This window comes from Streptomyces sp. NPDC050636, assembly GCF_040654775.1.
Taxonomy (GTDB): domain Bacteria; phylum Actinomycetota; class Actinomycetes; order Streptomycetales; family Streptomycetaceae; genus Streptomyces.
In genome coordinates, this window is the sequence record NZ_JBFAIP010000004.1 from 85,208 (window position 1) to 103,732 (window position 18,525).

General features: G+C 71.7%; 17 protein-coding genes. 13 read left to right on the plus strand and 4 right to left on the minus strand.

Translation table 11 applies throughout. The features are described from left to right. Positions 1-191 precede the first annotated feature (191 nt). The 6 genes from AB0I10_RS06340 (at position 192) to AB0I10_RS06365 (ending at position 5,458) form a co-directional block, all read left to right on the plus strand. Positions 192-968 carry a metallophosphoesterase gene (locus AB0I10_RS06340; protein ID WP_363151164.1) on the plus strand — a complete coding sequence of 259 codons (777 nt, stop codon included), beginning with the start codon at positions 192-194 and terminating at the stop codon, positions 966-968. Between the two features lie 233 nt (positions 969-1,201). Beyond that, complete coding sequence (locus AB0I10_RS06345; RefSeq protein ID WP_363151165.1) at positions 1,202-1,711, plus strand: SRPBCC family protein; 510 nt, start codon at positions 1,202-1,204, stop codon at positions 1,709-1,711. Between the two features lie 2 nt (positions 1,712-1,713). Beyond that, the gene (locus tag AB0I10_RS06350; RefSeq protein WP_363151166.1) at positions 1,714-2,952 is read left to right on the plus strand and encodes an ArsA-related P-loop ATPase; all 1,239 of its coding nucleotides are present in this window, start codon (positions 1,714-1,716) and stop codon (positions 2,950-2,952) included. 176 nt (positions 2,953-3,128) lie between these two features. Next, the gene (locus AB0I10_RS06355; protein WP_363151167.1) at positions 3,129-3,617 is read left to right on the plus strand and encodes a DUF5304 domain-containing protein; all 489 of its coding nucleotides are present in this window, start codon (positions 3,129-3,131) and stop codon (positions 3,615-3,617) included. 54 nt (positions 3,618-3,671) lie between these two features. Then, positions 3,672-4,613, plus strand: coding sequence for an ROK family glucokinase (locus AB0I10_RS06360; RefSeq protein ID WP_363151168.1), 942 nt, complete (start codon positions 3,672-3,674; stop codon positions 4,611-4,613). Between the two features lie 86 nt (positions 4,614-4,699). Beyond that, a complete protein-coding gene (locus tag AB0I10_RS06365) occupies positions 4,700-5,458 on the plus strand; it encodes an endonuclease/exonuclease/phosphatase family protein (RefSeq protein ID WP_363151169.1) in 759 nt (252 codons plus the stop codon). 2 nt (positions 5,459-5,460) lie between these two features. Here the strand turns inward: AB0I10_RS06365 and AB0I10_RS06370 are convergent, their stop codons facing one another. Together AB0I10_RS06370 and AB0I10_RS06375 are read right to left on the minus strand one after the other, a co-directional pair. Next, the gene (locus AB0I10_RS06370) at positions 5,461-6,090 is read right to left on the minus strand and encodes a hypothetical protein (protein WP_363151170.1); all 630 of its coding nucleotides are present in this window, start codon (positions 6,088-6,090) and stop codon (positions 5,461-5,463) included. After that, complete coding sequence (locus AB0I10_RS06375) at positions 6,077-6,874, minus strand: alpha/beta fold hydrolase (RefSeq protein WP_363151171.1); 798 nt, start codon at positions 6,872-6,874, stop codon at positions 6,077-6,079. Before AB0I10_RS06375 ends, AB0I10_RS06370 begins: the two co-directional genes overlap by 14 nt. 243 nt (positions 6,875-7,117) lie before the next feature. Between AB0I10_RS06375 and AB0I10_RS06380 the strand changes: the two genes are divergently transcribed. The 5 genes from AB0I10_RS06380 to AB0I10_RS06400 all read left to right on the plus strand — a co-directional run bounded on the left by AB0I10_RS06380 (position 7,118) and on the right by AB0I10_RS06400 (position 12,218). Beyond that, a complete protein-coding gene (locus AB0I10_RS06380) occupies positions 7,118-7,879 on the plus strand; it encodes a lysophospholipid acyltransferase family protein (RefSeq protein ID WP_363151172.1) in 762 nt (253 codons plus the stop codon). Between the two features lie 91 nt (positions 7,880-7,970). Continuing rightward, positions 7,971-9,188, plus strand: coding sequence for a DUF5931 domain-containing protein (locus tag AB0I10_RS06385; RefSeq protein ID WP_363151324.1), 1,218 nt, complete (start codon positions 7,971-7,973; stop codon positions 9,186-9,188). Continuing rightward, positions 9,185-9,856, plus strand: coding sequence for a response regulator transcription factor (locus tag AB0I10_RS06390; protein WP_363151173.1), 672 nt, complete (start codon positions 9,185-9,187; stop codon positions 9,854-9,856). Before AB0I10_RS06385 ends, AB0I10_RS06390 begins: the two co-directional genes overlap by 4 nt. A gap of 181 nt (positions 9,857-10,037) precedes the next feature. Next, a complete protein-coding gene (locus AB0I10_RS06395; protein ID WP_363151174.1) occupies positions 10,038-11,066 on the plus strand; it encodes a 6-phosphofructokinase in 1,029 nt (342 codons plus the stop codon). A gap of 135 nt (positions 11,067-11,201) precedes the next feature. Next, the gene (locus tag AB0I10_RS06400) at positions 11,202-12,218 is read left to right on the plus strand and encodes a 2-hydroxyacid dehydrogenase (RefSeq protein WP_363151175.1); all 1,017 of its coding nucleotides are present in this window, start codon (positions 11,202-11,204) and stop codon (positions 12,216-12,218) included. Here AB0I10_RS06400 and AB0I10_RS06405 read toward each other — a convergent pair. Both AB0I10_RS06405 and AB0I10_RS06410 read right to left on the minus strand, forming a co-directional pair. Further along, on the minus strand, positions 12,184-14,145 hold the full coding sequence (locus tag AB0I10_RS06405) for an anthranilate synthase family protein (RefSeq protein ID WP_363151176.1): 1,962 nt from the start codon (positions 14,143-14,145) through the stop codon (positions 12,184-12,186). The two genes, AB0I10_RS06400 and AB0I10_RS06405, sit on opposite strands and share 35 nt — an antisense overlap. A 172-nt stretch (positions 14,146-14,317) precedes the next feature. After that, positions 14,318-15,145 (minus strand): alpha/beta fold hydrolase, encoded by an 828-nt coding sequence (locus AB0I10_RS06410; RefSeq protein ID WP_363151177.1) that lies wholly within the window; start codon positions 15,143-15,145, stop codon positions 14,318-14,320. 145 nt (positions 15,146-15,290) lie between these two features. On the opposite strand from AB0I10_RS06410, the gene AB0I10_RS06415 reads away from it, so the two are divergent. Both AB0I10_RS06415 and AB0I10_RS06420 read left to right on the plus strand, forming a co-directional pair. After that, a complete protein-coding gene (locus AB0I10_RS06415; RefSeq protein WP_363151178.1) occupies positions 15,291-16,967 on the plus strand; it encodes a PLP-dependent aminotransferase family protein in 1,677 nt (558 codons plus the stop codon). A 131-nt stretch (positions 16,968-17,098) separates the two neighbouring features. Next, positions 17,099-18,448 carry a class II 3-deoxy-7-phosphoheptulonate synthase gene (locus AB0I10_RS06420; RefSeq protein WP_363151179.1) on the plus strand — a complete coding sequence of 450 codons (1,350 nt, stop codon included), beginning with the start codon at positions 17,099-17,101 and terminating at the stop codon, positions 18,446-18,448. Positions 18,449-18,525: the final 77 nt, after the last annotated feature.

Consider the following 18,525-nt stretch of genomic DNA (forward strand, 5'->3'; position numbering starts at 1 on the left):
CTGCCCGGACGTTACCCACCGGTATTGCTATTGGGATAGGGGGTCGCGCCCAGATGTTTGATGCGTCACACACTTGGGGACACGCCAGGGGACTGCTCCGCGCAGACTAGACCAGCCCGTCGGTGACCCGAAATAACCGCAGGTCCGGGGCCCCCTCCCGACCGCGGTCCCGATGGATCTAGGGTGGCGCCATGCGCGTGCATGTGGTCAGTGACGTACATGGCAACAGCCGGGACCTCGCTCGGGCCGGAGCCGGCGCCGACGCCGTGGTCTGCCTCGGCGACCTGGTGCTCTTCCTCGACTACGACGACCACTCGCGCGGCATCTTCCCCGACCTCTTCGGCGTCGCGCACGCCGACACCCTGGTCGAGCTGCGCACCGCCCGCCGCTTCGACGAGGCCCGTGAGCTGGGCCGCAGGCTGTGGGGTGAGCTGACCCGCACGGGCGTGACCCAGGAGTCGGTCATCGAGGGCGCGGTCCGCAAGCAGTACGCGGAACTGTTCGCCGCCTTCCCCACGCCCACGTACGCCACCTACGGCAATGTCGACATGCCGCGCCTGTGGCCGGAATACGCCGGACCCGGCACCACGGTCCTGGACGGGCAGCGGGTGGAGATCGGCGGCCGGGTCTTCGGCTTCATCGGCGGCGGCCTGACCACACCCATGCGGACGCCGTACGAGATCAGCGACGAGGAGTACGCCGCCAAGATCGAGGCGGTCGGCGAGGTGGACGTGCTGTGCACCCACATCCCGCCGGACGTCCCCGAGCTCTGCTACGACACCGTCGCCCGCCGCTTCGAGCGCGGCAGCGCGGCGCTGCTGCAGGCCATCCGCCGCACCCGGCCCCGCTATTCGCTCTTCGGTCATGTCCACCAGCCGCTCGCCCGGCGGGCCCGGATCGGGGGCACGGAATGCGTCAATGTGGGGCACTTCAACGCGACCGGGACGCCGTACGTCCTGGAGTGGTAGGGCCCGGCCATGATCCGCCGGACCGGCCCTGGGCCCGGCCCGGCGCCGTGCGGCGGCCTTCGCCGTCGGTGGCGGGCCGGTGGCCGATAGCCGACGGGCCCCTCGTCGGGGGCCTGCTGGTGTCCGTCGGCGGTTCGCCGCGCGGTAGCCTTCAGCAGCAGAGACACCAGGATTGACGCGAGATTGCCGCGAGTCGGCGGACCGGCATGAATCGGCATGGAGGAGTCACGGCGATGGCCGAACACACCAGCTCTAGCATCACGATCGAGGCGGCACCCGCCGAGGTGATGGGAGTGATCGCCGACTTCGACCGCTACCCGGAGTGGACCGGCGAGGTCAAAGAGGCAGAGGTGCTCGCCAAGGACGACCGGGGCCGAGCGGAGCAGGTCCGCCTGCTGCTGGACGCCGGCGCGATCAAGGACGACCACACCCTCGCCTACACCTGGACCGGGGAGAACGAGGTCAGCTGGTCGCTGGTCAAGTCGCAGATGCTGCGCGCCCTCGACGGCTCCTACCGGCTCGCCGCGGTGCAGGGCGGCGCGAGCACCGAGGTGACGTACCAGCTCACCGTCGACGTCAAGATCCCGATGCTCGGGATGATCAAGCGCAAGGCGGAGAAGGTCATCATCGACCGGGCGCTGGCCGGGCTGAAGAAGCGCGTCGAGAGTGGTGCCGATGGCCCCGCGGCAGCGGCCGGCGACGCCGCGCCCGCGGACCCCATCGACCCCGCCAAGAAGCTCTGAGCGTGCGCACCCTCCTCGTCACGGGCTCCGGCGGCGCGGGCCGCACGACGCTCGCCGCCGCGACCGCTCTGGCCGGTGCCCGGCGGGGAGCGCGCGTACTGCTGCTCACCACCGAGAGCGATGCTCCGGAAACGGTGCTGCGCTCCGGGCGCCTCGCCGCCGACGTGCCCACCCCGGTACTCCCCGGCCTGCACGTCCGCCGGGTCGACCCCGGCGACCGCTTCCGCCAGGAATTCCTCGCCTTCCAGGAGCGCGCCGGCGCCGCCCTCGACCTGCTCGGCGCGGCCCCCCTCGAAGAGGACGAACTCACCGAGCTCCCCGGCTCCGAGGCCTTCGCGCTGCTGCACGCACTGCGCGCCGAACACGCCTCGGACGCCTGGGACCTGGTCGTCGTCGACACACCGCCGGCCGCTGAAACGATCCGGTTGCTCGCCCTGCCCGCCCAGGTCCGCCGCTATCTGCGCCGCCTGCTGCCGCCCGAACGCCAGGCCGCCCGTGCGCTGCGCCCGGTCCTCGCCCAGCTCGCGGGCGTCCCCATGCCGGCCCAGAAGCTGTACGAGGCCGCCGAGCGCTGGGAGAGCGAACTCGCCGCCGTCCAGCGGGTGATCGACGACCCCGGCACGTCCGTACGCCTGATCACCGAGGCCGGCCCGGTCGCCGCCGCGAATCTGCGCAGCGTCCGTGCGGGACTCGCGCTGCACGGCCGCCGCACCGACGGCGTCCTCGTCAACCGGCTGCTGCCCACCGACTCGGCGGACCCCTTCCTCGCCGCGCTCTCCGGCAGCCAGCAGACCGCCCTCAAGGCGCTGCGCGACGAATTCCGTGACATTCCCGTCCACGAGGTACCGCACCTGGGCCGCGACCCCCAGGGCGTCGAGGAGCTCGACGAGCTGATCGACGGGCCCCTCGGCGAGATCGACGACACGGCTCCCGGCCACGGCGCCCCTGCCGACACCGCCCCTGCCGGTGGGGGAGCGCACTCCGACCCCTGGACCGTCGAGGACCGCCTCGCCACCGACGGCATCCTCGTCTGGCGGGTGCCGCTGCCCGGCGCCGAGCGGGACGCCCTCGGCCTGGTGCGCCGCGGCGACGAGATCGTCGTCACCGTCGGGCGCTTCCGGCGGATCCGTACGCTCCCCTCCGCGCTGCGCCGCTGCACGGTCTCCGGCGCCGGGCTGCGGGACGGCGTCCTGGACATCCGCTTCACCCCCGATCCGGCGCTGTGGCCCGAGAGGCACTGAACGGCCGGAGAGCCGTGAACGCCGTACCACCATTCGGGTACCGTCGGGAGTGAGTCCCGCTCCGGAGCGTGCGTCCCGAGTACCTTTCCCGACCCGCTCCGCCGTACCACCGCTGTACCGCACCGCTGTACAGCACCGCCGTACCCGCCGCGCCGCAGGAGTCCACGGAGTTCATCATGAGTGATGCCACCGAGCGTCCCGCCGACCGCAAGGCCGATGTCGATGCCGACGCCTGGGAGACGGCGTGCGCCGAGGACCTCGCCACGCTCAAGGCCCGCCGTCGTGCCGAGAACGGCCCGCAGCCCGGCAACGCCGCCGAGGAGCTGCGCAAGCTCGCCGAGGCGGTGACCGAGAAGCTCAGCGGCATCCAGCTGCCCGGCGCGCTGGGCGGGATCGCCGCGCAGGGCGCCGTCAACCAGCTGTTCCGGCAGGCCAAGGCCGCCGTCGAGCCGGTCATCGAGCGCAACCCCGACATCTTCGACCACCTCGCCGCGGCCGGCTCCGAGCTGCTCGCCGCCTACCGCTCGGCCGTCGAGAGCAGCGAGCGCCGCTGGACCCGCGAGGACCTCGGTGAGCGGCCCGGCGGCACCACCGGAACGGCCCGCGGCGACGATCCGCGCGACGACGACGGTCCCACCGGCGCCGAGCGGATCGATCTCGACTGACCCGGCTCCGGTACGGTTGGTCCCGGCGGGGTTCGAGCGAATACTGAGGGACACATGGGACTCACCATCGGCGTCGACATCGGCGGCACGAAGATCGCGGCCGGCGTGGTCGACGAAGAGGGCTCGATCCTTGAGACGTGCAAGGTGCCGACCCCGCAGGCCACCGATGCGCTGACCGAGGCCATCGCGGACGCCGTCCGGACGGTGGGGGCCGACCACCAGGTCGAGGCGGTCGGCATCGGTGCCGCCGGTTACGTCGACGAGAAGCGGGCCACGGTCCTCTTCGCGCCCAACATCGACTGGCGCCACGAACCGCTCAAGGACAAGGTCGAGCAGCGCGTCGGTCTCCCCGTCGTCGTCGAGAACGACGCCAACGCCGCCGCCTGGGGCGAGTACAAATTCGGCGCCGGCCAGGGCCACAGCGACGTCATCTGCATCACCCTCGGCACGGGCCTGGGCGGCGGCATCATCATCGGCAACAAGCTGCGCCGCGGACGCTTCGGCGTCGCCGCCGAGTTCGGCCACATCCGGGTCGTCCCCGACGGTCTGCTCTGCGGCTGCGGCAGCCAGGGCTGCTGGGAGCAGTACGCCTCAGGGCGGGCCCTGCTGCGCTACGCCCGCCAGCGCGCCTCCGCCACACCCGACGCCGCCGCGGTGCTGCTCGCCCTCGGCGACGGCACCCCCGACGGCATCCAGGGCAAGCACATCAGCGAGGCCGCCCGCCAGGGCGACCCGGTCGCCATCGACTCGTTCCGCGAACTGGCCCGCTGGGCCGGCGCGGGCCTGGCCGACCTGGCCTCGCTCTTCGACCCGTCCGCCTTCATCGTCGGCGGCGGCGTCTCGGACGAGGGCGAACTGGTCCTCGACCCGATCCGCAAGTCCTTCCGCCGCTGGCTGGTCGGCAACCAGTGGCGCCCGCACGCACAGGTACTGGCCGCACAGCTGGGCGGCAAGGCGGGGCTGGTGGGCGCGGCGGACCTGGCCCGTCAGGGTTAGGGGTACGCCGGTAGCGGCTTCTCATCGGTACGGCAACGCCCGTCGCGTCCTGTGGAGGTGGCGGGCGTTGCCATATCTTGGCGCGCGTGACGTTACCGTTGAATTCGCTCCCCGACTCCCACACCGAGCCCGACGGTTCGGCCGTGATCCGGGTGCTCAGCTACAACATCCGCTCGATGCGCGATGACCGGGCGGCGCTGGCCCGAGTCATCCGGGGCTGCGCCCCCGACCTCGTGCTGATCCAGGAGGCGCCGCGGTTCTTCCGCTGGCGCAAGGCCGCCGAGCGGCTGGCCCGCGCGTCCGGGCTGGTGTACGTCACCGGCGGCGGCACCACGGCGGGCCCGATGATCCTCTCCACTCTGCGCGCCCATGTGGAGCGTACGGAGGACGTCCTGCTTCCCCGCACCCCCGGGCTGCACCAGCGCGGCTTCGCGACCGCCGTGGTCCGGCTCGGCCGGGCCCGGCTCGGTGTGCTCAGCTGCCATCTCAGCCTCGCCGCCGAAGAGCGCTACGAACAGGCCGGGCTGCTCCTGGACCGGTTGGCGCGGCTGGACGTCCCGTACGCCGTCGCCGCGGGCGACCTCAACGACCGGCCGGCCGGCCGCAGTTTCCAGCGGCTGGCGGCCGCGCTCACCGACGGCTGGGCGGCGAAGCCGTGGGGCGGCGAGTTCACCTCCACGCCCCATGATCCGCATCAGCGGATCGACGCGGTGTTCACGACGGCGGGTGTGGAGGTGCTCGGCTGCGGGGTGCCCCATGGCCTGCCCGGCGTGCGCGAGGCGGATCTCAAGGCCGCCACGGATCATCTGCCGGTGCTGGCGGCACTGCGGGTGCCGGCCGGCTGAGGTCACACCACCGCGCCGCTGCCCGGTGTCCCTTCGTCGTCCTCGTCGTCGCTCTTCATCCGGGCCACCAGGGTGGCGAAGCCGCCGAGGAATCCGCCGATGCCCAGCACCGTGATCCACCACGTCACCGGCTGCTGGAGCAGCATCATGACGACCAGCAGCAGGGGGCCGCCGAGCACCGCGATCCAGGCGAACTTGGCGGTGACATCGGCCTGCGGCAGCGGAGGCGGTTCGGGCGGCGTGAAGTGGCCCTCGTCCGTCTCGTCGAAGTCGTCGTCGGACGGCGCGGCGGCGCTCCAGTCGCGCGGCCCGACGCCGGGGGCATAGACGACGAAGCTGCCCGGACGGGAGGCGCCGGCGTCGCCCGTTCCACCGTCCGCGGAGCCGGCGGGCTTCGCGTCGGCACCGTCGTCGCTGTCCTCGTGGCCCGTGCCGTCCGTGCCCGGCTCGGCAGGCCCCTTCCCGCTCTTCCCGTCCTTGCCGTCCTCGCCGCCGTCCCCGGCCCGGTCCCCGTCCTCGCCGTCGTCCGCCGTCGGGAACTGCGGCTGCTCGCCGTAGCCCGCCACGATCTCGGCCCAGGCGGCCTCTTCGTCCAGCGGGTCCCGGGGGTCGCGGGGGCTACGCTCCGCCACTGGCCGCCGTCCCCTCCTCGACCGCGCCCGCGCGCGCTTCCGGCGCGAGCCGGGTGATGAAGGCGAAGGTGTCCTGGAAGATCTGCTCCGCGTCGTGGTCGAGCGTCGCGACGTGGTAGCTGCGCTCCAGCGGCGTCTGCCGTACGTCCGTGGAGGACACCCGGCTCAGGATGCGCTCGGAGTCCACCGGCGGTACGACATGGTCCTGCGGGCTGGTCATCACCAGCAACGGCTGGGTGACCGCCGGGAGTTCGGAGTCGACCTGGAGGAAGAACCTCCGTACCGAATGCGCGGCGTGCAGCGGGGTGCGGTCGTAGCCGACCTCGGTCGCGCCGGGCTTGGCGATGTCACTGGCGATGCCCTTGGTCGTACGCACCACATAGCGCAGCACGGGCAGCAGTGCGCCCGCCTTGTCGTGCACCTTGTTGGCCGGATTGACCACGGCCACCCCGCTGATCGCGTCGCCGTGCTTGGCGGCCAGCCGCAGTGCCAGCGCGCCGCCCATGGACAGCCCGCAGACGAAGACCTTGGTGCAGCGCTCGGTCAGCGCCCGCAGTTCGCGGTCCACCTCTGCGTACCAGTCCTGCCAGGTCGTGAGCTGCAAGTCCTGCCAGCGGGTGCCATGGCCGGGCAGCAGCGGCAGCGAGACGGTCAGCCCGCGGTCGGCGAGATATTCGGCCCAGGGGCGCACGGACTGGGGGGAGCCGGTGAAGCCGTGGCACACAAGAACGCCGACCTCTCCGCCGTCACGGCGGAACGGCTCGGCTCCGGGAAGGAGCGGCACCGGGAGACTCCGATCAATGAAGGGGGCTGGCGAGTTACCCCAGGGTACGCGGAGTGACGGCGGCCGGATAGGTCCGACGGGGGCCGCCGGACGGGGAAGTCCGCAGTCCCCTCCGAAGCGGTCCGCGGGACCCGTGCCCGGCGGCCGGTGAGCCGCCGCAGCCCCGTCGCGGTGAGCGGGGAGCCGGGGCAGGTTAAGGTCTTTGCGTCACACACAGGAGGCAGTCGGTTGATCTACGGCGCAATGAAGTTTTCCATCGGCGGGTCGCTGAAGCTTGCCTTCAGGCCCTGGGTGGAGGGCATCGAGAACATTCCCGCCGAGGGTCCGGCGATCCTCGCGAGCAACCATCTGTCCTTCTCGGACTCCTTCTTCCTGCCCGCGGTGCTCGACCGCAAGGTCACCTTTATCGCGAAGGCCGAATACTTCACCTCCCCGGGCGTGAAGGGGAAGCTGACGGCGGCGTTCTTCAAGGGTGTGGGCCAGCTTCCGGTGGACCGCTCCGGCGGCCGCGGCGCCGGCGAGGCGGCGATCAAGAGCGGTATCGAGGTGCTGGAACGCGGTGAGCTGTTCGGCATCTATCCGGAGGGCACCCGCTCCCCGGACGGCCGGCTCTACCGCGGCAAGCCGGGCGGCCTGGCGCGGGTCGCGCTGGCCACCGGGGCGCCGGTGATCCCCGTCGCGATGATCGACACCGAGAAGGTGCAGCCTCCGGGCAAGATCGTGCCGAAGATGATCCGGCCGGGCATCCGTATCGGCAAGCCCCTGGACTTCACCCGCTATCAGGGCATGGAGGGCGACCGCTTCATCCTGCGGTCGGTCACCGACGAGGTCATGTACGAGATCATGAAGCTGTCCGGCCAGGAGTACGTCGACATCTACGCGACGGCGGCGAAGCGCCAGATCGCAGATGCCGCGAAGAAGAAGGCGGAGGCGGAGAAGGCAGCGAAGTCCGGGAACGCCGCCGCGGACAAGACGGGCAAGGGCAAGGCCGAGGCCGGGGCGTAAAGACGCCCGGCAGGGGGTGGGGGCCGGCATGACGGATGCCGCGATACGGACCGTGGACAGGCGCAAGGGCAAGCGCCCGAAGGTGATGCGGATGTCCGTCGAGCTGCCCCTGTGGCGTGCGCTCACCGGCTACCGGATCCTCACTCTCGTCTACACCCTCGTACTGTTCGCGCTCTCCTACAACAAGTACGCCCATCCGCTGGGCGCCGCTGCCTACATGGGCGCGCTCACCCTCTGGATGGCGCTGACCTGGCGGCGTACCACCGCCGCGGAGCGCTGCACCCGGCAGTTCCTGATCGCCGACCTCAGCTTCGCGGTCGGCGGCATCCTCCTCACCCTGCTGGTCGACACGCACGCCCGCATCATGGACGGCGGGCCCACGCTGCCGTCCATCTGGACGGCGGGCGCGGTCCTGGGCTTCGCGATCAAGGGCGGCTGGCGCTGGGCCGCGGCGGCCTCCAGCGCCGTCGCCGTGGCCAATCTCCTCGAACGCCAGGAGCTGGCCCGCGACACCATCCACAACGTGGTCCTGGTGTGGGTGGCCAGCGTCGCGATCGGCTATGTCGTCGAGGTGGCCCGCGCGAGTGAGCGCACCCTCGCCCGCGCGTTGCAGATCGAGGCCGCCACCCGCGAACGGGAGCGGCTGGCCCGCGATATCCACGACAGCGTGCTCCAGGTGCTGGCGATGGTGCAGCGGCGCGGTGCCGCGATCGGTGGCGAGGCCGCCGAACTCGGCCGGATGGCGGGCGAACAGGAGGTCGCGCTGCGGACGTTGGTCTCCAGCGGGCTGGTGCCGCCGCAGCGCGGGACGGACCCGGCGGGTCCCACCTCGGCAAATGGCGTGATGATGCCGAAAGCCGGTACCCCGCTGCCCGACCGCCCCGGTGCGCCGTGCGACATCCGGGCGCTGCTCGCGCCGTACGCGTGCGCCGGCATCACCTTCTCCGAGCCCGGTGCGCCCGTCGAGCTGCCGGCCGTCGCGGCGGCGGAGCTGACGGCCGCTGTCGGTGCCGCGTTGGACAATGTGCGGGTGCACGCGGGGGAAGGCGCCCACGCGTGGATCCTGGTGGAGGACGAACCGGACGAGGTGATCGTGACGGTGCGCGACGACGGCCCCGGCATTCCCGAGGGGCGGCTCGCCGACGCCGAGCGCGAGGGCCGTCTCGGGGTGGCCCTGTCGATCCGCGGGCGGCTGCGGGAGCTGGGCGGCAGCGCCGACTGGGTCTCGGTCCCGGGCCAGGGCACGGAAGTGGAGTTGAAGATCCCCAAGGGCGGTGCGCCCGAGGGCGGAAGGCGGGGGAAGGCATGAGCGAGCAGACGGGCCTGAAGGTCATGGTGGTCGACGACCACCCGATGTGGCGTGACGCGGTCGCGCGGGATCTGGCCGAGGCCGGGTTCGACGTGGTGGCGACGGCCGGGGACGGCCTCCAGGCGGTGCGCAGGGCGCAGGCCGTGGCGCCCGATGTGCTGGTGCTGGATCTCAATCTGCCGGGGCTGCCCGGTGTCCAGGTGTGCAAGGAGCTGGTCGGCGCCAATCCGGCGCTGCGGGTGCTGGTGCTCTCCGCGAGCGGTGAGCACGCCGATGTCCTGGAGGCGGTCAAGTCCGGGGCGACCGGCTATCTGCTGAAGTCGGCGAGCACCGAGGAACTGCTGGACGCGGTGCGGCACACCGCCGCCGGCGACCCGGTGTTCACCCCCGGCCTGGCCGGTCTGGTGCTGGGCGAGTACCGCAGGCTGGCCACGGAGCCCGCCCCGGCGACGCCGGACGAGCCCGGCGCACCGCAGCTGACGGACCGGGAGACCGAGGTGCTGCGCCTGGTCGCCAAGGGGCTCTCGTACAAGCAGATCGCCGAGCGGCTGGTCATCTCGCACCGCACGGTGCAGAACCACGTCCAGAACACCCTCGGCAAGCTGCAGTTGCACAACCGCGTGGAGCTGGTGCGGTACGCGATAGAGCGCGGCCTCGACGACGCGTAGCGGGCGCCGTAGACCCATCCGGTCCCGCTCGTACGGGTGAACGCATCGCGTCAACTCCCCGGCATTTCAACGGAATCGACCCTCGCCCCATCCCGGAGTGACCCAGATCACCATTAGCGTGACCGGGTCGGCTCATTCACGGCCGTGTGCGCGGCCCTGACGGGATGTAGGTGAAGCAACGATGCGGGTCGGAGTACTGACGGGCGGCGGCGACTGCCCCGGTCTCAACGCGGTGATCCGGGGCGCCGTGCGCAAGGGCACCCAGGAGCACGGATACGAGTTCATCGGGTTCCGCGACGGCTGGCGCGGACCGCTGGAGGGCGACACGGTCCCGCTGGATATCGCGGCGGTCCGTGGCATCCTGCCCCGTGGCGGCACGATCCTGGGCTCCTCGCGGACCAACCCCTTCAAGGTGGACGACGGCGTTCGCCGGATCAACGAGAACCTCGCCAAGCATGAGGTCGAGGCGCTGATCGCGATCGGCGGCGAGGACACCCTCGGCGTCGCCGCCCGGCTCTACGAGGAACACGGCGTGCCCTGCGTCGGCGTCCCCAAGACCATCGACAACGACCTCTCGGCCACCGACTACACCTTCGGCTTCGACACCGCCGTCGGCGTGGCCACGGAGGCCATCGACCGGCTGCACACCACCGCCGAATCCCATATGCGGGTGCTGGTCGTCGAGGTGATGGGCCGGCACGCCGGCTGGATCGCCCTGCACTCGGGCCTGGCCGGTGGGGCGAATGTCATCCTCATCCCCGAGCAGCGCTTCGACATCGAGCAGGTCTGCCGCTGGATCGACTCCCGCTTCAAGGTCCGCTACGCCCCGATCGTGGTCGTCGCCGAGGGCGCGATGCCCAAGGACGGCCAGATGGTGCTCAAGGACGGGTCCACCGATTCGTTCGGTCATGTCCGGCTGTCGGGCGTGGGGGAGTGGCTGGCCAAGGAGATCGAGGAGCGTACGGGCAAGGAGGCCCGGACGACGGTGCTCGGGCACACCCAGCGCGGCGGCACGCCCAGCGCCTTCGACCGCTGGCTGGCCACCCGCTTCGGGCTGCACGCCATCGACGCGGTGCAGGACGGCGATTTCGGGAAGATGGTCGCGCTGCGCGGTACGGACATCGTCCGGGTGCCGATCGCCGAGGCGACCGCGAAGCTCAAGACGGTCGATCCGTCGCTCTACTCCGAGGTCGGCGTCTTCTTCGGCTGAGCGAAGCCGCGTCCCCTGCTCTTGCCTCCGGACGGCACCGCGCTCCGGACGGCACCGCCGAGCGATGGGCCTTATATTCGGCCTATCGCTCGGAACAGGGGGAAACCGGAAGAAGCGGCATCGGCGGGAGTGATCGTGGAGATCGTTGCATTCGGTGTGCAGGCGGATGAGCGGCCGCTGCTGGCGAAGGCCTTCGAAGGCCGTCACCAGGTCCGCAGCCTGGATGTCTTCCTCAACCGCGACACCGCCCCCATCGCGCACGGCTACGAGATCGTCAGCACCAGCGTCAACGCCGATCTGAGCGCCGATGTCCTGCAGACCCTCTCGGCCGGCGGCACCAAGATGATCGCCCAGCGCTCCACGGGCTTCAACAACATCGATCTGGAGGCCGCGGCCGACCTCCTCATGACCATCGGCCGGGTCTCCGCCTACTCGCCCTATGCGGTCGCGGAATTCGCCTGGGGCCTGGCGCTGGCGGTGAACCGGCGGATCGTACGGGCCGCCAATCGCACCCGTAACTTCGACTTCCGGCTGGACGGCCTGATGGGCCGCGATCTGCGCGGCCGGACGGCGGGCGTGATCGGCACCGGCAGGATCGGCGAGGCGTTCACCCGGATCGCCCACGGCTTCGGCATGAACCTGCTCGGCTGGGACATCGCCGAGAACCCCCGCTGCGCCGCGCTCGGCATGAAGTACGTCGCCAAGGAGCAGCTGTTCGCCGAGGCGGATCTGATCACCCTGCACGTCCCGTTGCTGGAGACCACCCGGCACCTCGTCGACGCCGCCGCGCTGGCCGCGATGAAGGACGACGCGATCCTGATCAACTCCAGCCGCGGCGGACTGATCGACACCGCCGCCCTCGTCGGCACGCTCAAGGCCGGCCGGCTGACCGGCGTCGGCCTGGACGTCTACGAGGAGGAGGCCGGGCTGTTCTTCTTCGACCACTCCCTGGACGTGATCAACGACGACATCCTCGCCCGCCTGATGACGTTCGGGAACGTGCTGGTCACCTCGCATCAGGCGTACTTCACCGAGGAAGCGGTCGGCCGGATCGTCGAGACCACCGTGACCAATGTCCAGGACTATCTGGCCGGCCGCTCCAGCGAGAACATGCTGGTCACACGAGGACAGCTGCCAACAGCTGCGCGGTGACCGCGGCGCCGTCCAGGGTCAGTACCGACTCGGGGTGGAACTGCACCCCGGCGAAGCCCGGACCGCGCAGCGCGTGCACCTCACCGGTCCCCGCGTCCCGGCTCAACTCGACGCGGTGCATGGCGAGTTCGGCCGCAGTGGTGTCATCGCAGCGGGCCGAGAAGGTGTTGTAGAAGCCGACCGTCTCCGGGCGCCCGAAGAAGTCGATCCGCTCCTGCGCTCCCTGGAACGGCACGTCGTTGCGCACGATCTCCAGCCCCAACTCGGCGGCGAGCAGCTCGTGCCCCAGGCAGACGCCGAGCAGGCCATGGCGATGGCCGGCGACTAGCTCCGCCGTCAGCGCGCGCAGAAAGCGCATCTTGGGGTCGGCCGCGTCGGACGGATTGCCTGGCCCCGGGCCCAGCACCACCGGCCCCTCGTGCGTCAGGGCGGCCTCGCGCAGCCCCGGCTCGTCGTAGCGGCGGACGGTGACTGCCAGCCCGGAGGTGCGCAGCAGATGCGCCAGCATCGCGGTGAAGGTGTCCTCGGCGTCGACGACCAGCGCATGGCCGCTCAGCGCGGCGGTCGGCGCGGTGGTCTGCATCCGCAGCCAGAAGGGCGCGAGGTCGGCGCGGCGGGCGTCCAGCGCGGCCCGCACCCGCGGATCGTCGGCCAGCCGCGGTGGTTCCCCGGCCGCCGTGGCCCGTACCGGCGAAGGCCGCACCCCGAGGGCGGTGAGCACCCCCGCCGCCTTGGCATGCGTCTCGGCGACCTCGCCGTGCGGGTCGGAAGCACGGACCAGGGTGGCGCCGACGGGGACCCGCAGCCGGCCGTCCGCGGCGATATCGGCGGTACGGATCAGGATCGGCGAGTCCAGGGTCTGCGCACCCCCGGCATCCCGGCCGATGAGCGCCAGAGCTCCCGCGTAGTACCCCCGCCCGCGCCCGTCAGGACCGACCGGTTCATGCCGCTCGATGACCCGGCAGGCGTTCTGCACCGGCGACCCGGTCACCGTCGCCGCGAACATCGTCTCTTTGAGCACCTCCCGCACATCGAGAGTGGACCGGCCACGCAGCTCGTATTCGGTATGCGCGAGGTGGGCCATTTCCTTGAGCCGGGGCCCGATCACCACACCGCCCTTGTCCCCGACGGTGCACATCATCTTCAGCTCCTCGTCCACCACCATGGACAGTTCCTCGACCTCCTTCCGGTCGCCGAGGAACGCCAGCAGGCTCTCGGAGGTGGGGCCCCCGGACGGATAGCGGTACGTACCGCTGATCGGGTTCATCACCACCGTTCCCCCGGTCATCCGCACATGCACCTCGGGGCTGGCGCCGACCAGCGTGCGCACCCCGGGCCGGTGCACGACATACGTCCAGTACGCGCCGCGCTCACCGGCCAGCAGTCGGCGGAACAGCGCCAGCGCGTCGGCCGCCGAGAAGTCCGGGATCTCCCCCTCGAACGTCCGGCGGACGACGAAGTTCGCGCCCTCGCCGGTGCCGATCTCGTCCCGGACCACCCGCCCGACGATCTCCGCGTACGCCGCGTCGTCCACGTCGAACGCCCCGTCCGTCACCCGCACGTCATGCGCCGGAAGGGCCGCCAGCACCTCGTCCAGGGGCAGTTCGGCTGTCTCCCGGGGGCGCAGCACGGCCAGCGGAGTGCCGTCGTCGTGGGCGCGGAAGCCGCGCTCGCGGATCTGCCGGAACGGGATCAGCGCCAGCGCGTCGGTCACCGGCGCGTCCGGCACACCGTCACCCAGCGGGATGTCGGCCAGCCGCTCGACCTCGTCCACCTCGCCGATCAGCACCTCGATGGTGGCGGGGCAGCCGGCCGACTCCCGGCCCGGAGAGCGGCGGCGCAGCAGGGCGAACGGAGGGCAGGCCGGGTCGAGCAGCCGCTGGACGAGCGCGGCGGCGTCGGTCGGGGCGAGGGGCTCGCGGTGCATGGCGGTTCCTTCCAGGTGAGCCAGAAGAGGAACGGCCGGTGGAAACACTGAAGGCCGCCCCTCGGGCGGCCTTCGCGGAGTGTGTGGTGTGCGCGCGAATCAGTGGGCCGCCGGATGAGCGGTCCACCACCAGTTCATGTTCATGGTTGGTTGCGCGTGCATGGTGCGCACCCTACCGGATGGTGGCCAGGAACTTCCCGAGCGCTTCGTCGAACTGGGCGGGCTGCTCCAGGTTCGGCAGATGGGCGGCGTCCTCGATCACGGTGAGCGTGGCGTCCCGGATGTGCCAGTGCAGGAACTCCGCGTCGGAGACCGGGGTGTAGCTGTCGTCCTCGCCGACGACGACCAGCGTGGGCACCGTGATCCGCCCCAGCAGTTCGGTGTAGTCGAGGCGTTCGGCCCGGCCGCGGAGCGCCGCGGCGGCTCCCTCGGGCGGGGCGCCGAGCATCATCCGGCGGACGTGCACGGCGACCTCCGGCTGCCGCTCGATGTTGTACGGCGCGACCATCTTGTCCAGCACCTCGTCCGTGTAGCCGCCCATGCCCTCCCGCAGCAGCCGGTCGGCGATGGCGTTACGGATCGCCTTGCCCTCGGAAGTCTCGCCCCTCGCGAAGGTGTCGGCGAGCACCAGGCCGCGCAGCCGCTCCGGAAACAGCCGGGCGAACTCCATGACGATCTGGCCGCCCATGGACAGCCCGCCGAGCACGATCCGCTCCGCCCCCAGGCCCAGTGCGTCCAGCAGCGCGGCGATGTCGTGGGCGAAGGTCTCCAGGAGCGTGACCCCGGGAACGACCGTCGAGGCGCCGTATCCCCGCAGATCCGGGGCGATCACCCGCCAGTCGCCGGGCGGCCCCGCGGTTCCGAAGGTCTCGATCTGGGGTGCCCACATCGTGCGGTCGAAGGGATGGCCGTGGACGAGTACCAGGGGTGCCCCGGCGCCCCGGTCCTCGTAGCCGATGCTGATCCCGTTGATATCCCTCGCGTACGACGCGCTCGACACAACTCGCCCCTTTCGCCTGTCAGTTGGCTTCGTGCCCCTTGACGTCTCGATGCTATGAGGCAGACAATCCCGGTGCAATGAAAACATTGCACTCGGTGCAATGTGCCATCGGCGGAGCGAAGGCGATCGCGAGAAGGGGCGGACCATGGCCGCGAAGGACTACCAGCGCATCGCCGACGCCGTCGCGGCGGATATCGCCGCCGGACGGCTGCGCCCCGGCGACCGGCTCCCCACCCAGCGTGACTTCGCCCGCGGGCGCCGGATCGCCAACTCCACCGCCACCCGCGTCTACCGCGAACTGGCCCGCCGCGGCCTGACCGTCGGCGAGGTCGGCCGCGGCACCTACGTCCGCGCCGCACAGCACGCGCCGGGCCCCGCGCTCGCCGAACCGGCCGCCCCGGCCGCCGGCACCCGCGTCAACCTCGAACTCAACTACCCCGTCGTCCCCGAACAGGCCGCGCTGCTCGCCGAGGGCATCACGCCGCTGCTGCGCCCCGACGCCCTCGAAGCGGCGATGGGCCCGGTCGGCCCGGCCGGTACCCCGGCGGCCCGCACCGCCGCGGCCGCACTCCTCGACCGTACCGGCCTGGCCGCCGACCCCGACCGGATCCTGTTCGCGGGCAACGGCCGGCAGGCGGTGGCCGGCACGGTGGCCGCGCTGGTCCCGCCGGGCGGCCGACTGGGCGTCGAGGCATTCACATATCCACTGGTCAAGGCCATCGCGGCACGGATCGGCGTGACGCTCGTACCGCTTGCGACGGACGAGTACGGGCTGCGCCCGGACGCGGTACGCGCCGCCCACCGCTCCGCCCCGCTGTGCGCGGTCTACCTCCAGCCCACCCTGCACAACCCGCTCGGCGTGACGATGCCGGCCCAGCGGCGCACCGAACTGACCGAGACCCTGCGTGAGCTGGACCTGTGGGCGGTCGAGGACGCGATCTGGTCGTTCCTCCAGGAGGACGTGGAGGCGGGCGGGAAGGCGGAGGAAGGTGGTGAGGGCGAGGGGGGAGATACACACCCGGAGGTGTTCCACGCTGCCTACGGGGCGGATCCGGCCGGCGGGCCCGGCCTGCCGTTCTCCCTGCCGCCGGCCGGCCTGGCGGGCATGGGAGCCACCCCGGGCATCCCCGGCGCCCCCGGTATGCAGCACGCCCCCCTCATGCACCCCGCCCCCGTGTCTCCGCTCGCCCCCTTCGCCCCCGGAGTGCCGCTGAGTGCGGGGCTGCCGCTCCCGCCCGGCGTACCGTTCCCGCCCGGCCTGCCGCTGCTGCCGCTCGCCGCCCTCGCGCCCGAGCGGACCTTCCTCGTCGACAGCTTCTCCAAGCGGCTCGCCCCCGGCCTCACCGTCGGCCTGGTCCTCGCGCCCGGGCCGCTGACCGACAAGGTCGCCGCGGCCCTGCGGTCCGGCGGCTGGACCGCGGGCGGCTTCGCCCTGGAAGCCGTCACCCGCTGGCTGGCCGACGGCACCGTGGACCGCATCGTCCGCGCCAAGCGCCGGGACGCCGCCGTCCGGCAGGCGCGGGTCCGCGAGCACCTCGAAGGGTTCGACGTACGGACCGACCCGCGGTCCTACTGCGCCTGGTGGCAGCTGCCGGACGGCTGGCGGGCGGAGAGCTTCCTGGCCGCCGCCGCCCGGCGCGGTATCGCCGTCACCCCGGCCACGGCCTTCGCGGTCGCACCCGAGGGCACCCAGGCCGCCGCGCCCGCACCGAACGCGGTACGCCTCGGCCTGGCCGGTGCTCCCCTGGAGCTGCTGCCGTACGCGCTGAGCACGCTCGCGGCCATCGCCCGCGGCACTCCGGAGGACGCGCTTCCCGAGTGAGCCGGGCCGGAGTGAGCGGGGCCGGACCCGGCACGGGCGCGAGCGCGCCGGGCGTGCCTCACGGTGTGGAGCCTGTCTCATAGTGCGGTCGGCGTGCTGGACGCCCGGGAAGACCCCGTAATGTGGGCCATGTGACCGTGAACGCTGAAACCCACGCCGGTGGCAACACCTGGCGAGACCTGCCCGCGGCGCAGCAGCCTGACTGGCCGGACCAAGAGGCTCTGCGCGATGTGATCGCGGAGCTCGAGTCCTATCCGCCGCTCGTCTTCGCGGGTGAGTGCGACCAGCTGCGTGAGCGCCTGGGAGCCGTCGCCCGTGGTGAGGCGTTCCTGCTTCAGGGCGGCGACTGCGCCGAGGCCTTCGACGCGGTGTCGGCCGAGCACATCCGCAACAAGCTCAAGACGCTGCTCCAGATGGGCGCCGTACTGACCTACGCCGGGTCCGTCCCGGTGGTCAAGGTCGGCCGGATCGCCGGCCAGTACAGCAAGCCGCGCTCCAAGCCGACCGAGACCCGCGACGGTGTGACGCTGCCGACCTACCGCGGCGACTCCGTCAACGGCTTCGAGTTCACCGAGGCGGCCCGCATCCCGGACCCGCAGCGGCTCAAGCGGATGTACCACGCCTCCGCGGCGACGCTGAACCTCGTCCGCGCCTTCACCACCGGCGGCTACGCCGACCTGCGCCAGGTGCACGCCTGGAACCAGGACTTCGTGAAGTCCTCGCCCTCCGGGCAGCGCTACGAGGCGCTGGCCCGCGAGATCGACCGCGCGATGAACTTCATGAACGCCTGCGGGGTGGACCCGGAGGAGTTCCGGACCGTCGAGTTCTACTCCTCCCACGAGGCGCTGATCCTGGACTACGAGTCGGCGCTGACCCGCACCGACTCGCGCACCGGCAACCTCTACGACGTCTCCGGCCACATGGTCTGGATCGGCGAGCGCACCCGTCAGCTGGACGGCGCGCACCTGGAGTTCGCCGCGCGCATCCGCAACCCGATCGGCGTCAAGCTCGGCCCGACGACCACACCGGAGGACGCGCTCACCCTAGTCGAGCGCCTCGACCCGGACCGTGAGCCCGGCCGACTGACCTTCATCACGCGGATGGGTGCGGACAAGGTCCGCGACAAGCTCCCCGAGCTGGTCGAGAAGGTCACCGCGTCCGGCGCCCAGGTCGCATGGATCTGCGACCCGATGCACGGCAACACCTTCGAGGCGGCCTCGGGTCACAAGACCCGTCGCTTCGACGATGTGCTGGACGAGGTCAAGGGCTTCTTCGAGGTCCACAAGAGCCTCGGCACCCACCCGGGCGGCATCCATGTCGAGCTGACCGGCGACGATGTCACGGAGTGCGTGGGCGGCGGCGACGAGATCTTCGTCGACGATCTGCACCAGCGCTACGAGACGGCCTGCGACCCGCGGCTCAACCGCAGCCAGTCGCTGGACCTGGCGTTCCTGGTGGCGGAGATGTACCGCGACCAGTAAGCCGATACACAACACAGTGGGGCGCGGATCACAGGATGATCCGCGCCCCACTGCGTTGTGGAGCACCCGCCGGGACA